The following is a 12,061-nucleotide window of genomic DNA, read 5'->3' on the forward strand; positions in this document are numbered from 1 at the left end:
GAGCACCGCAGGTTGCCCCGTAGCGCAGCGAAGGGGACGCAGCAACCAGGGTCGCCTTTCTTTTGCTTACTTTTCTTTGGCGAAGCAAAGAAAAGTGAGTTGCCGCCGGGCAACCCCGGCCAGCAAGCCCCAGCAGGGGAAGCACCAGCCGGGACAGGCCCGGCCAATGCAGCGAGCCAGAGGGGAAAGGGGAATCTACCCCTTAACAACCTTGGCGGGCCGCGACCAATTCGGCAAACTGACCTGCTTGCCCCGCGCCACGCTGAGCGCACCAGCAGGCGTGCTCTTCGTAATGGTAGACCCGCCCCCCACCGTGCCGCCCGCGCCTATGGTCACAGGCGCCACCAGCACACAATTGCTGCCGATGTGCACATCGGCCTCGATCACCGTGCGATGCTTGTTGGCGCCGTCGTAATTCGCGGTGATGCTGCCGGCGCCGTAGTTGACGCGTTCGCCCACGGTGGCGTCGCCGAGGTAGGCCAGGTGGTTGGCCTTGGCGCCCTTGGCCAGGGTGGAGTTCTTCACTTCCACAAAATTGCCGATGTGGACTTCCGCGCCCAGCTGCGCGCCGGGGCGCAGGCGTGCGAAGGGGCCTATGAGTGCGCCCTCGCCGACCTGCACGCCCAGCTTTTCGCCGTCGATGTGGGTGAAGGGGTGGATCACGGCGCCGGCGGCGATGCTGCAGTTGGCGATCACGCAGTTCGCGCCTATGCGCACGCCCTCGCCCAGGCTGACCTTGCCTTCAAAGACGCAGTTCACGTCGATCTCGACGTCCTGGCCGCAGCTGAGCGTGCCGCGCACGTCCAGGCGCGCCGGGTCGGCCAGGCGCACGCCCTGCTCCATCAGGGCCACGGCCAGCCGGCCTTGGTAAACACGTTCGAGTTCGGCCAGTTGCACCGGGCTGTTGACACCGGCCACCTGGGCCGCATCGGTGATCTGGTGGGCCACCACGGCCACACCGTCGGCCACGGCGAATTTCACGATGTCGGTGAGGTAGTACTCGCCCTGGGCATTCTTGTTGTCCAGCCGGGCCAGCCAGGCGCGCAGGAGGCGCGTGGGCACGGCCATGATGCCGCTGTAGATTTCGCGGATCTCGCGCTGGGCGGTGCTGGCGTCCTTGTGCTCGACGATGGCGCGCACCTGCGCCGAGGCCTCGGGGCCGGCGCGCACGATGCGCCCGTAACCCGTGGGGTCGGCCATGCTGAGCGTGAGCAGCGCCAGGCGCTGGCCGTCGCACTGGGCGATCAGGGCCTGCAAGGTGGCGGCCTCGGTCAGCGGCACGTCGCCCGACAGCACCAGCGTGACGCCGTCGTCGGCCAGCAGGGGCAAAGCCTGCTGCACCGCGTGGCCGGTGCCCAGCTGCGGCTCCTGGCGCGCGAACTGCAGCGCCACGGGGGTGCCGGCGGAGGGGCCAAAACGGCCGCAGGCGGCCTCAACCTCGGCCGCGCCGTGGCCGGTGATGACCACCGCCTGGCGCGCCGACACGGAGGCGGCGCATTCGATGACATGCGCCAGCAGGGCTTTCCCGCCCAAACGATGCAGGACTTTGGGTAAGCTGCTCTTCATCCGCGTGCCTTTGCCCGCGGCCATGATGACGACATCGATTGGGGTTGCTGCCATGAAATTTCCTCTGGATCTTGGGGTGGAGACGCGCTCCCGGGCCGCCGGAGCGGGCACGGGGCGCTGCACAAGGATTATCGGCGGGCTGGCGGTGCTGGCGCTGGCCGGGCTGCTGCAAAGCTGCAGCCTCATGAAAATCGCCTACAACCAGGCGCCCGAACTGGTCTACTGGCAGCTGGACCGCCATTTCGACTTCACCGACGCGCAAAGCCTGCAGGTCAAGGCCGACCTGGACAAACTGCAGTCCTGGCACCGGCAGACACAGCTGCCCGGCTATATCGAGGCGCTGCAAAAACTGCAGAAACAAATGCCTTCGGACATGGACGCCGCGGCGGCCTGCGCGATTTACACCGACGTGCGCGGCAAGCTGGTGCTGCTGTCGCGCCAGGCGGAGCCGCCCATGGCGACCCTGGTGGGCTCGCTGCAGGCCGGCCAATTGAAAAACCTGGAACGCCGCTTCGCCAAGGGCAATGAGGAATACCGCGAGGACTTCCTGGAGGCCTCGCCCAAGGCCCAGCGCGACAAGCGCTACAAGGAGGCGGTCAAGCGCGCCGAAATGCTTTACGGCCGGCTCGAGAAAAAACAGCTGGCCGTGATCGAGCGGCGCATAGACGCCTCGCACTTCGACGCCCCGCGCAGCTATGCGGAGAAAATCCGGCGCCAGCAGGACGCCCTGCACACACTGCACCCGCTGGTGGCAGGCCAGGCCACACCCGAAAAAGCCCAGGCCGCGGTGCGCGGGCTGTTCGAGCGCACCCTGAACTCGCCCGACGCGGCTTACCGCGACTATATGGAGAAGCTCACGCAGGACGCCTGCGCCACGCTCGCCGAGCTGCACAACAGCACCACGCCGGCGCAGCGTCACAAGGCGGTGGAGACGCTGCACCGCTACGAGCAGGACTTCAGGACGCTGAACGCGCAAAAGTCCTGAGCCGGCGCCCGCTAGGACTTGGAGCCGGCCTGGCTGGGCTTGCCCTGGTATTGGCGCTCGCCCCCGCCCATCTGGCTGGACGGCACATCGAAGGGCTGCGAGCGGTGCGGCTGGAACTCGCGTGAGCCGCTGCTTTGCTGTTGCTGGCGGTCCATGAAGCGCTGCGGCTGCTGCTGCAGCCGTGCGCCCGGTGCTTGTGCGTGGTTCATGGGAGGCTCCTGGATGACGCGTCGCCGCGGTTTCCTTCGCATGAAAGAACGGTCCATCGAAAGGCCTATCGCGGGCAAGAGAAACACCTTAAAACCCGGCGTCGGAGGTGTTTGTAGGCCAACACGCCACCCGGCTGTCAGCGGCAGCCTACAGGGCTGAATCAGAGCAAAGGGACTTGCGGCGGCGGCGTGTCGTAGTAATCCGCAATACGCTCCAGCGCCCGGGTATTGAGCAGCCGCAGCTTGCCGTCCTGGATTTCGTGCAGGCCCAGCTGGCGCAGGCGCCGCAAGGTTTTGTTGGTGTGCACCAGCGACAGCCCCAGCGCATCGGCGATATGCTGCTGGTTGATGGGGAACTCCACCATGCCGCCATCGGCCATGCCCACGCGTTCCAGCCGTCGGAACAAATGCATGAGCAGCATGGCCACGCGCTCGGTGGCGTTACGCCGCCCGGCGGTCAGCAGGTGGTCGTCCACCATGCCCTCCTCGCGCGCGGCCAGCCAGGTGATGTCATAACCCAGGTTGGGGAAATTGCGGAACAGCTCCCACAGGCGTTCGCGCGGGAACACGCAGAGGCTGGTGTCGGTCACGGCTTCTATCCCGTGCATGGGGCCGTCGGCAAACTTCTGCTGCAGGCCGATGAAGTCGCCCGGCAGCAAAAAATTGAGGATCTGCCGCCGGCCGTCGCTCAGGGTTTTGTAGCGAAAGGCCCAGCCCGAGTACAGCGTGAACAATTTGCCGTTGGGCTTTTGCTCATAAAGAATGGTGCCGCCGGCCTTGACCGACGTGGTGCCGGTGCGGAAGGTTTCAATGAACTTCAGTTCCTCGGCGTTCACCGGCATGAAGGCCCCGGTACGCCGCAAGCCGCAGGCACTGCAGTGCGGCGGACAGATCGCTGAAGTTGGCGTTGGGATACTCATGGAAGACTTATCTTAGGCGCATATCCCTGTGTCTTTTGACATTGTGCGGTGCAAGGCGTGCCGCTACATTGTGCCGCGATGACACTCACAAGCACCTCCCTGTATGAAATCCTTTATGTCAGCACGCTGGCCCCTGAAGCGCCGCTCAGCGTTGTGGGAGATATCGCGGCCAAGGCCCGGCAGGCCAACGCCGAGCGCGCCATCACCGGCCTGCTGATCTTTGACGGCATGCGCTTTTGCCAGCAGCTGGAGGGCGGGCAGAAACAGGTGCTGGCGCTGCTGGAGCGCATACGCCAGGACAGCCGCCATACCAACCTGCAGGTCCTGCACCACGGCGAGCTGGCCGCCCGGCGCTTCAAGCGCTTCAGCCTGGGTTATTGCCTGGTCGAGGATGACGACGTGCTGGAACGCATGGAAAGCATGGACGGCCAGGCCGCGCTCGATGCTTTTGCCGGGCTGCTGTCCGCGCTGGACCTGGATACCTGAGTTCGACGGCACTAACCCTGGAGCGCACTCCACATTTCCTGATCCCTCTGCGCTGTCCAGATGCGCGGGTTCTTGATGCCGCTGGCCTCGTCAAACGCGCGGCTCACGTCAAAGGGCAGGCAGTGCTCGTAGATGAACACATGGCCGAAGGCCGGATCCATGCTTTTGCGCGTGTGGGCCATGGCGGCCTTGAGGTCCATGCCGGCGGCGGCTGCTTCCTTGCCGGCCTGGTACAGCGTTTCAACCCAGCGTTTGGTGTAATCCAGCGCCTTGTTGACGTTGGCCGCACCTTTCATGGCTTCGCCGCGGCCGGGGACAATGGCCTCGGCCTTGAGCGCGCGCAGGGCTTCCAGGGTGGCGGGCCATTCCTCGAGCTGGGCGTCGCCGGTGTAAACACCGGCCTCGTATTCGACCAGGTCACCTGAGAACAGCACTTTTTCTTCTTCGATCCAGGCAATCGTGTCGCCGCGCGTGTGGCCGGGGCCCGGGTGCCAGATCTGTACCTTCACGCCGCCCAGGTCCAGCACCAGCTTGCCGGGCTCTTCGCCTTTGACAGGATTGCCGCCGTCTATCACCAGCGTCGGCCAGGTCAGGCCGGGCACGCTTTCGGCATTGCGAAAGAGGCGGGGGAAGCGCTCCATCTCGCTTTGCATGTCCTGCGCGCCGCGCTCGACGATCAGCTCGTAGGTACCCTGGCTGGCGATGATCTCAGTCGCGCCTTCGGCCTCGTAGGCGCTGGCGCCCAGCACGCGCACCGCGTGGTAGTGCGTGAGCAGCACGTACTTGATGGGCTTGTCGCTGACGCTGCGTATGCGCTTGATCAGGTCCTGCGCCATCGCCGGCGTGGCCGTGGCGTCGCTGACCATGATGAACTTGTCGCCGATGATGACGCCGGAATTGGGGTCGCCCTCGGCGGTATAGGCCCAGCAGTGCGCGCTGAGCTGCTCGAAGGTGATGGTCTTGTCGGTCAGGTCGGACTGGGAGGCGAAGGCTTTGGACATGGGGTTTCCTGGGTGGGGCGCGGCGCAGGGCGGAGCAGCCGCCGCCGGCTTTGCCAGGGAATTTTACTTAAACGTAATGCATTACGAATAGTTGAATCCCGAAACCCCACGGCCCCCTGCCCTTATTCGGGCTCTATGCCCGCCGCCTTGATGATTTTTCCCCATTTGAGGGTCTCGTCCGCCTGAAACTTGCGCAGCTCTTCGGGATTGCTGGTGAAGATCTCGGTGCCGCTGGACTGGTAGAAAGGCGCGGCCGAGGGGCTGCGCGCGGCGCGCGCGAGCATGTCGGCGAGTTTGGCCACCACGTCGGCCGGCGTGCCGGCGGGCGCGTAGGCGGCAAACCAGTAGGTCATCTCATAACCCTTCACGCCGGCCTCGGCGATGGTGGGCACATCCGGCGCCAGCGGCGAGCGCTGCCGCGTGGACACGCCCAGGGCCTTGAGCTTGCCGGCCTTGACCTGCGGCAAGCCGGTGGCCATGTCGGTGATCATCATGTCGATCTGCCCGCCCAGCAGGTCGGTCACGGCCGGCGGGTTGCTCTTGTAGGGAATGTTCAGGATGTAGGTGCCCGTCATCTGCTTGAACTGCTCGCCCGCGACGCGGCTGGAGGAGCTGCCGCTGCCGAAGGACAGCTTGCCCGGCTTGGATTTGGCCAGCTTGATGAAGTCGGCCACGCTGCTGACCGGCAGCGCCGGGTTGACGACCATGATCTGGCCGCCGCGCCCAAGAGCCGTGAGCGGCGCGAAATCCTTGACCGGGTCATAGGGCAGCTTCTTGAACAGGTGCTCGTTGGCCGACTGCGTGGTGTTGGTGGTGATGAAGACGGTGTAACCGTCGGGCTTGGCCTTGGCCGCCGCCTGCGCGCCTATAAAACTGTTGGCGCCGGGCTTGTTGTCCACCACCACGCTGGCCTTGCTGTCGTTGGTCACGGCCTGGCCTATGGCGCGCGCCAGCTGGTCGGTGGCGCTGCCGGCGGCAAAGGGCACGATGAAGGTGATGGGCTTGTCGGGAAAGCCCTGGGCCGGTGCCAGCGCGGGCGCCAGCGCGCAAAGCGCGGCGGCGGCGAGCACCAGGGGGCGCAGGCGCGGGCTGGTGAAGTGGGATGTTGAGGGGGTCATGTTTGTCTCCTTTTTTGAATTAAAAGTCGGTCGCCGTCTGTCGCAAGCCTCAGGGCGGACCCGCCAGCAGGGGCGCCAGCGCGGCGGGAATCTCTATCGGCAAATCCAGCAGCCAGAAGGACAGGGCCTTGCCGTGGGTGTCCAGATTGAGCGCGTCGTTCACGCCGCCGTCCAGCACCTCGTCGAGCACAAAATTGAGCGCCGCCAGCCCCGGCAGCTCAAAACGCTGCACGCGGGCCGGCCGCCTGTGGGCAAAGTGCCGTGCCACCACGGCCTCGGTCACTTGCGCCAGCAATACGGGGTAAAGATCGGCATGCCAGGCAATCACGCTGATGTTGGAGCGGTTGCCCTTGTCGCCGGTGCGGCCGTGGGCGGCGCGGTACAAAGGTACTGTGATACTGGCGCTCATTGCATATCCTCCAGCATCTCAAAGCGCAGCGGCACCGCCTCACGCGGCACCAGGCAAGACAAGGTATTGAGGCGCGGCGTCAGCGAAGTGCGCACGCCGCCGCCGCCGGCCGGTCCGCAGCAGTACAGCGCCGTCACTTCACGCGGCAGCCGCTCGGCCTGCGCGCGTTCGACATGGGTCGCGGCCACGCGCAGGCGCACGTCGCGCGCATCACCCGCGGGCGCCTCGGCCAGTAAACGGCCCGCGTCGTCGCCCATGATGCTGAGTGCGCCTATCAGGTCCACGCGCAGCGCGAGCGCCGGCAGGCGCCGGCGCAGCACCTCGGCGGCCAGGCGGGCGCGCGCCTCGGCACGCGGGCCGGCATAAGAAATTTCACCTTCGGCCAGCCAGCCGCCTTCATGGCAGACATTGACCTTGAGGCTGGCCGGCCGCGCATGCCCGCGCACGCCGCTCAGGACCACGCGGTCGGGGCCGGCCTGGCTGAGCCGCGCGGCACTGATGTCGGCCACGACGTCGGGCGTCAAATAGGCGGCCGGGTCGTGCACTTCATACAGCAGCTGCTCCTTGACGCCGGCCAGGCTCACCACACCGCCGGTATGCGCCGCCTTGCCGATGACGCAATTTCCCTCGCTGTCGATTTCGGCGATGGGATAGCCCACGGCGTGCAGGTCCGGCACCTCCTTGTAGCCGGGGTCGGCGAAATAGCCGCCGCAGACCTGGGCGCCGCATTCGAGCAAATGGCCCGCCATGGTGGCGCGCGCCAGCCGGTCCCAGTCGTCGGCGCGCCAGCCGAAATGCGACATCGCCGGCCCCACCGTCAGTGACGGGTCGGCCACGCGCCCGGCCACCACGATCTGCGCGCCCGCGTCCAGCGCGGCGGCGATGGCTTCGGCGCCTATGTAGGCGTTGGCGCTGACCTTGCGTATGCCGTCCATGGCCGCGCCCAGTTGCGCGCGCAGCAGCGGCTCATGCTGCGTGCCCGACAGGTCGTCGCCCGCCACCACGGCGATGCGCGGCGCGGGCAGGCCCATGCCGGCGGCCATGGCCTGGATGTGGCGCGCGGCCGCCAGCGGGTTGGCGGCGCCGAAATTGCTCACGATGCGGATCTTGTGCGCCAGGCAGCGCGCCAGCACGGGGCGCAGCATGTCGTCCAGCAGCGGCTCGAAGCCGGCATCGGGGTCGGCGCGGCGGCGCAGCTGCGCGAGTGCCAGCGTGCGTTCGGCCAGGGTTTCAAAAATCAGGAAGGCCGGCCCGCCGCGCGCGATCAGCGTGTCCACCACCGGCCCGGCGGCATCGACGCGGTCGCCCGAAAAACCGGCGGCGCAGCCTATCAACAAAGGGGAAGGAGGGGATGAAGTCATGGGCGTGGCGTGCAAGCCCTGAATCTAGGCCTTGGGTACTTATTTGTAAAATTTAAAATACTGATCTATTAATTTGAACTACAGATAAATGGCCCAACCCAACCTCTCGCTGCGGCAACTGCGCGCCTTCCTGGCCCTGGCCGAGCAGCGCAGCTTCACGCAGGCCGCGGCCACCTGCCATCTTTCGCAGCCGGCCTTCAGCGCGCTGATACGCACGCTGGAGGGCGAGCTCAACACGCGGCTGTTTGACCGCGACACGCGCAGCGTGGAACTGACGGCCGAGGGCAGGCTCTTCGAGGCCTCGGCGCGCCGGCTGGTCGAGGATTTCGGCGCCGCCCTGGTCGACCTGAACGACCATGTGGAGCGCCGCAAGGGCCGGGTGCACATCGCGGCCCTGCCCTCGCTGGCGGCGGGCTGGCTGCCCGCGGTGTTTGCCGAATTCAGGCAGGCCTGGCCCGGCATAGAACTCAACCTCAGCGACCTGCTGTCGGATGCCTGCGTGGACCTGGTGAGGAGCGGCAAGGCCGACTTCGCGCTGGCCTCCACCGGCGTCAGCCATGCGGGCCTGAGCACGCGGCTGGTCTGCACCGACCGCTTTTACCTGGTGTGCCGCAAGGACCACCCGCTGGCAGCCGAGGCCTCGCCCACGCTGAAAAAACTGGCGCCCTACCCTTTTATCCACATGTCGCGCAACAGCAGCGTGCGCCAGGCGCTGGAGGCGGCCCTTCATCCGCAGCAGGCCAACACCGTGCTGGAAGTCGACCAGTTGGCCACCGCCGCGGGCATGGTCGAGGCCGGGCTGGGCATCAGCGTGGTGCCGGCGCTGACGCTGTTTCACTTTGAGCGCAAAAGCCTGGTGACCCGGCCCCTGGCTGCCAGCGGGCTGACGCGCAAGATCTACCTGGTGCGACGGCAGGAGGGCAGCCTGTCGGCGGCCGCGCAGGCCCTGCACGACCTGGTGCTTGAGGCCATGAAGGCGCGCACGCCCTGATTCAGGAACTGGCGCCGGACAACCAGTCCGCCGCGCTGCGCGCCAGTGATTCCAGCGGCGCATCACCGGCCAGCGTCAGCACACCGGGCTCGGCCGAAGGGTCCTGCAAGGCCTCGAACTGGCTGGCCACCAGGCTGGGCGGGTAGAAGTGGCCGGGGCGCACGGACACGCGGCGCAGCGACTCGGCCTGGCTGATGGCCAGGTGCACAAAGCGCAGGCCCGCAGCCGCGGCGCGCAGGCTGTCGCGGTAGCCGGCCTTCAGGGCCGAGCAGGTCAGCACCACGCCCTCGGGGTGGCGCGCCAGTTCGGCGCCCAGCTGGTGCAGCCAATCGGCACGGTCTTCGTCGGTCAGGGCAATGCCCTGTTGCATCTTGGCGATGTTGCCGGGCGGGTGGAAGTCGTCACCCTCGATCAGCGGCAGCGACAGCTGCTGGGCCACCAGGCGCCCGACCGCCGACTTGCCGCAGCCCGCCACACCCATCACCACCACACGCACGGGCAAGCCGTCATGGGGCGTGACGGAAGCGGGAAGGGGGCGGGTCTGGGATGCGGCGGTCATGCATAAATTATCGCGGCCCGCGGGCGCTTGGCGCGCCCTTGGGTGACAGCCGAGGCAAAACCGCGGTTGATAGGAGCGCCCGTGCTTTGTTATCGTTGCGCCATGGCCTCACCCAAAAATGATTTTGCGATGTACTGCTGCGAGCTCCTGTCGGGCGTGGGGCCCTGCACGGCCAAACGCATGTTCGGCGGTTTCGGCATCAGCACCGGCGGCCTGACTTTCGCGCTGGTGGCCGACCTGGGCGGCGGCGAGACCTTGTGGCTCAAGGCCGATGAGACCACGCGCGGCCTGTTCGAGGCCCAGGGCTGCGGCCGCTTCACCTACGAGATGACCCGCAACGGCGTGCGCTCCCCGCACAGCCTGGGCTACTACAGCGCGCCCGAAGAGGCCATGGAGTCGCCGTCCCTGATGCTGCCCTGGGCGCGCCTGGCGCTGGACTGCGCGCTCAGGGCACGCGCGGCCAAACCGGTCAAACCGGCCAGGAAGCCGAAAGCCAAAACAAAAGCCCCCGCCAAGGCCAAAACCCAAGCCAAGGCGGCGCCGGCCAAAAAAAGCCGCGCATAAAAAAACCCGCAGCCTTGCGGCCGCGGGTTCAAAGCTCCCTTCCGGAAGGAGCCACTGACTAGAACTGTTTACACCAGGTTGGACATGGCCAGCACGTTGTAGCGGTGCGGGTGCCGGCGCTGGTCGTCCTTGAAAGTGTCAAAGTCGTGGCCGGCCGCCATGGGGCGGGCGCGGGCGGTCAAAAAAACCATGGCCAGCGGGGTCAGCAGGGCTTCAAACGCCGCTGCCGCACCCAGCACCAGGCCGCGGGCCAGGCGGCCCAGGGCGCCGGCGGCCAGGCCGAAGGCGGCGCGTAAGTCGCTCAGCGGCTGCAGCACGCCGGCGCGCCAGCCGGCCGGCTCGGCGGCGGGCTGCCTGACGGCGGCGCAGGCCGCAACAGGCTCCCAGCTGAAGTAAGCCGATGCGGCATGGCCCGCGCTGAAGGACTCGATCACCAGCGACTCACCGGCCTGGAGCGTCAGGCTTTCGCCCCGGCTCAGGAAATGGTCGCCGGCGCGCACCTCGGCGTCCAGGCTGGCGGAATCAAAGGTGGCCCAGACCCGGCCATGCGCAATTCGCAACACACCGGCCTGGGCGGCGTGCAAGGTCAGGGCCCGTCCCGCACCCAGCTTCCAGAAGCCCGCCAACCCGTCAACCTGGCCGGTGGTGGCATCGGTAGCCTGTTGCAAAAAGCGGTCGCCTGCGTGAGAAGCTGAGTGTTCCATGGTGTTCTCCAAAAAAGGCACAAAGTGAGTGATGAGGGTTGAATCATCTCGCCGCCGGCTTGCGCGGTCCAATGAAATCGCGGTAAGCTATTCATTCCATAATCGCATCAATCAATCAGGCCGAAATTGCCCTAATACCCCCGAACTGTCATGCTGCATTCACAAACACACTTGCGTTCCCGGCCGATTTCCGCCGGCCAGCTCCGGGCTTTCGAGGCCGTGGCGCGGCATCTCAATTTCCGCGCCGCCTCGGAGGAACTGGCCCTGACCCAGTCGGCCGTGAGCCGGCAGATCCAGGGCCTGGAAGAAGACGTGGGTGTGAGCCTTTTCCACCGCCACACCCGGGCGGTGGAACTGACCGCCGCCGGCGGCATCCTGCTGCGGGCCGTCACGCCCTCGTTGGAGCGCATAGACAACGCGGTGCGGCAGATACGCCAGACAGCGGGGCGCAAGAGCGTGTCGCTGACCACGTTTGCCTCCTTCGCGTCGATGTGGCTGATCCCGCGGCTGGAGGGCTTCCAGCGCGACAACCCCGACATCGACATCCGGATTGATGCATCGGACGTCGCGGTGGACCTGGACATTTCGGACCTGGACCTGGCCTTGCGCTACGCCCCGGCCAGCCACATGCCGCCGGGCGCGATACGGCTTTTCGGCGAGCAGATCACGCCGGTGATCAGCCCCTGGCTGCTCAAAAGCGGGCCGCGCCTGAAGAAACCCGACGACCTCGCGCAGTTCACCCTGATCGAGGCGGGCGACGCCCACCAGACCCACCTGGAATGGCTGACCTGGCGGCGCTGGCTGGACGAGCACGCCAGCCCCAAGCTGGAGGCCAAGCGCTGGCTGTACTTCAACTACGCCTACCAGATGGTGCAGGCCACGCTGACCGGCCAGGGCGTGGTGCTGGCGCGCCTGCCGCTGATTGCCGAAAGCCTGGCCTCGGGCGACCTGGTCGAGCCGCTGCCGCAGACACGCATGGAGTCGCCCATGAGCTACTGGCTGATCGTCGGCCCGCGCAATGTGGCCAGGCCAGAGGTTGTGGCTTTTTGCGACTGGCTCAAAAGCCAGGCTGCGCTCACGCGCGAGGCCATAGGTGACGTGCCCGATCCGGACACGGTGGATAGTCTTGATTAGCCCCCACGGTCGCTCACTGCGTGTAGCTCCCTGCCCCCCGAGGGGGCCGCTGCG

General features: G+C 66.7%; 14 protein-coding genes. 5 read left to right on the plus strand and 9 right to left on the minus strand.

The window, feature by feature from the left end; genetic code table 11:
• Positions 1-195: 195 nt before the first annotated feature.
• The gene (glmU, locus tag ACEN9P_RS07760; RefSeq protein ID WP_495621616.1) at positions 196-1,620 is read right to left on the minus strand and encodes a bifunctional UDP-N-acetylglucosamine diphosphorylase/glucosamine-1-phosphate N-acetyltransferase GlmU; all 1,425 of its coding nucleotides are present in this window, start codon (positions 1,618-1,620) and stop codon (positions 196-198) included.
• On the opposite strand from glmU, the gene ACEN9P_RS07765 reads away from it, so the two are divergent.
• Complete coding sequence (locus tag ACEN9P_RS07765) at positions 1,619-2,551, plus strand: DUF6279 family lipoprotein (RefSeq protein ID WP_477662833.1); 933 nt, start codon at positions 1,619-1,621, stop codon at positions 2,549-2,551. The two genes, glmU and ACEN9P_RS07765, sit on opposite strands and share 2 nt — an antisense overlap.
• A gap of 11 nt (positions 2,552-2,562) precedes the next feature.
• On the opposite strand, the gene ACEN9P_RS07770 is transcribed toward ACEN9P_RS07765, so the two are convergent.
• Both ACEN9P_RS07770 and ACEN9P_RS07775 read right to left on the minus strand, forming a co-directional pair.
• A complete protein-coding gene (locus ACEN9P_RS07770) occupies positions 2,563-2,760 on the minus strand; it encodes a hypothetical protein (RefSeq protein ID WP_477662834.1) in 198 nt (65 codons plus the stop codon).
• Positions 2,761-2,921: 161 nt separating this feature from the next.
• Complete coding sequence (locus ACEN9P_RS07775; protein WP_477662835.1) at positions 2,922-3,680, minus strand: Crp/Fnr family transcriptional regulator; 759 nt, start codon at positions 3,678-3,680, stop codon at positions 2,922-2,924.
• A gap of 78 nt (positions 3,681-3,758) precedes the next feature.
• On the opposite strand from ACEN9P_RS07775, the gene ACEN9P_RS07780 reads away from it, so the two are divergent.
• Positions 3,759-4,166, plus strand: a complete 408-nt coding sequence (locus ACEN9P_RS07780; RefSeq protein WP_477662836.1) for a BLUF domain-containing protein — start codon at positions 3,759-3,761, stop codon at positions 4,164-4,166.
• Positions 4,167-4,177: 11 nt separating this feature from the next.
• On the opposite strand, the gene ACEN9P_RS07785 is transcribed toward ACEN9P_RS07780, so the two are convergent.
• From ACEN9P_RS07785 to ACEN9P_RS07800, 4 genes are all read right to left on the minus strand, one after another.
• Positions 4,178-5,167, minus strand: a complete 990-nt coding sequence (locus ACEN9P_RS07785) for an MBL fold metallo-hydrolase (protein ID WP_495621617.1) — start codon at positions 5,165-5,167, stop codon at positions 4,178-4,180.
• 122 nt (positions 5,168-5,289) lie between these two features.
• Positions 5,290-6,285: a Bug family tripartite tricarboxylate transporter substrate binding protein gene (locus ACEN9P_RS07790; protein WP_495621618.1), complete on the minus strand. Its 996-nt coding sequence runs from the start codon at positions 6,283-6,285 to the stop codon at positions 5,290-5,292.
• Between the two features lie 49 nt (positions 6,286-6,334).
• The gene (locus ACEN9P_RS07795) at positions 6,335-6,694 is read right to left on the minus strand and encodes an AtuA-related protein (protein WP_477662839.1); all 360 of its coding nucleotides are present in this window, start codon (positions 6,692-6,694) and stop codon (positions 6,335-6,337) included.
• Positions 6,691-8,055: an acyclic terpene utilization AtuA family protein gene (locus ACEN9P_RS07800; protein ID WP_495621619.1), complete on the minus strand. Its 1,365-nt coding sequence runs from the start codon at positions 8,053-8,055 to the stop codon at positions 6,691-6,693. Before ACEN9P_RS07800 ends, ACEN9P_RS07795 begins: the two co-directional genes overlap by 4 nt.
• A gap of 88 nt (positions 8,056-8,143) precedes the next feature.
• On the opposite strand from ACEN9P_RS07800, the gene ACEN9P_RS07805 reads away from it, so the two are divergent.
• On the plus strand, positions 8,144-9,046 hold the full coding sequence (locus tag ACEN9P_RS07805; protein ID WP_477662841.1) for a LysR family transcriptional regulator: 903 nt from the start codon (positions 8,144-8,146) through the stop codon (positions 9,044-9,046).
• Between the two features lies 1 nt (position 9,047).
• On the opposite strand, the gene ACEN9P_RS07810 is transcribed toward ACEN9P_RS07805, so the two are convergent.
• A complete protein-coding gene (locus ACEN9P_RS07810; RefSeq protein ID WP_495621620.1) occupies positions 9,048-9,605 on the minus strand; it encodes a gluconokinase in 558 nt (185 codons plus the stop codon).
• Positions 9,606-9,707: 102 nt separating this feature from the next.
• On the opposite strand from ACEN9P_RS07810, the gene ACEN9P_RS07815 reads away from it, so the two are divergent.
• A complete protein-coding gene (locus ACEN9P_RS07815) occupies positions 9,708-10,169 on the plus strand; it encodes a TfoX/Sxy family protein (protein ID WP_495621621.1) in 462 nt (153 codons plus the stop codon).
• A gap of 68 nt (positions 10,170-10,237) precedes the next feature.
• Here the strand turns inward: ACEN9P_RS07815 and ACEN9P_RS07820 are convergent, their stop codons facing one another.
• A complete protein-coding gene (locus ACEN9P_RS07820) occupies positions 10,238-10,873 on the minus strand; it encodes a DUF2917 domain-containing protein (RefSeq protein ID WP_477712617.1) in 636 nt (211 codons plus the stop codon).
• 150 nt (positions 10,874-11,023) lie between these two features.
• On the opposite strand from ACEN9P_RS07820, the gene ACEN9P_RS07825 reads away from it, so the two are divergent.
• Positions 11,024-12,007: a LysR substrate-binding domain-containing protein gene (locus ACEN9P_RS07825; RefSeq protein WP_413327802.1), complete on the plus strand. Its 984-nt coding sequence runs from the start codon at positions 11,024-11,026 to the stop codon at positions 12,005-12,007.
• Positions 12,008-12,061 lie beyond the last annotated feature (54 nt).

This window comes from Polaromonas sp. Polasp52, assembly GCF_059491565.1.

What these genes read in the sequence shown, in the direction of transcription:
- ACEN9P_RS07765 (WP_477662833.1), top strand. Translation starts at nt 1,619, where the DNA reads ATGAAATTTCCTCTGGATCTTGGGGTGGAGACGCGCTCCCGGGCCGCC.
- glmU (WP_495621616.1), bottom strand. Translation starts at nt 1,620, where the DNA reads ATGGCAGCAACCCCAATCGATGTCGTCATCATGGCCGCGGGCAAAGGC.
- ACEN9P_RS07770 (WP_477662834.1), bottom strand. Translation starts at nt 2,760, where the DNA reads ATGAACCACGCACAAGCACCGGGCGCACGGCTGCAGCAGCAGCCGCAG.
- ACEN9P_RS07775 (WP_477662835.1), bottom strand. Translation starts at nt 3,680, where the DNA reads ATGAGTATCCCAACGCCAACTTCAGCGATCTGTCCGCCGCACTGCAGT.
- ACEN9P_RS07780 (WP_477662836.1), top strand. Translation starts at nt 3,759, where the DNA reads ATGACACTCACAAGCACCTCCCTGTATGAAATCCTTTATGTCAGCACG.
- ACEN9P_RS07785 (WP_495621617.1), bottom strand. Translation starts at nt 5,167, where the DNA reads ATGTCCAAAGCCTTCGCCTCCCAGTCCGACCTGACCGACAAGACCATC.
- ACEN9P_RS07790 (WP_495621618.1), bottom strand. Translation starts at nt 6,285, where the DNA reads ATGACCCCCTCAACATCCCACTTCACCAGCCCGCGCCTGCGCCCCCTG.
- ACEN9P_RS07795 (WP_477662839.1), bottom strand. Translation starts at nt 6,694, where the DNA reads ATGAGCGCCAGTATCACAGTACCTTTGTACCGCGCCGCCCACGGCCGC.
- ACEN9P_RS07800 (WP_495621619.1), bottom strand. Translation starts at nt 8,055, where the DNA reads ATGACTTCATCCCCTCCTTCCCCTTTGTTGATAGGCTGCGCCGCCGGT.
- ACEN9P_RS07805 (WP_477662841.1), top strand. Translation starts at nt 8,144, where the DNA reads ATGGCCCAACCCAACCTCTCGCTGCGGCAACTGCGCGCCTTCCTGGCC.
- ACEN9P_RS07810 (WP_495621620.1), bottom strand. Translation starts at nt 9,605, where the DNA reads ATGACCGCCGCATCCCAGACCCGCCCCCTTCCCGCTTCCGTCACGCCC.
- ACEN9P_RS07815 (WP_495621621.1), top strand. Translation starts at nt 9,708, where the DNA reads ATGGCCTCACCCAAAAATGATTTTGCGATGTACTGCTGCGAGCTCCTG.
- ACEN9P_RS07820 (WP_477712617.1), bottom strand. Translation starts at nt 10,873, where the DNA reads ATGGAACACTCAGCTTCTCACGCAGGCGACCGCTTTTTGCAACAGGCT.
- ACEN9P_RS07825 (WP_413327802.1), top strand. Translation starts at nt 11,024, where the DNA reads ATGCTGCATTCACAAACACACTTGCGTTCCCGGCCGATTTCCGCCGGC.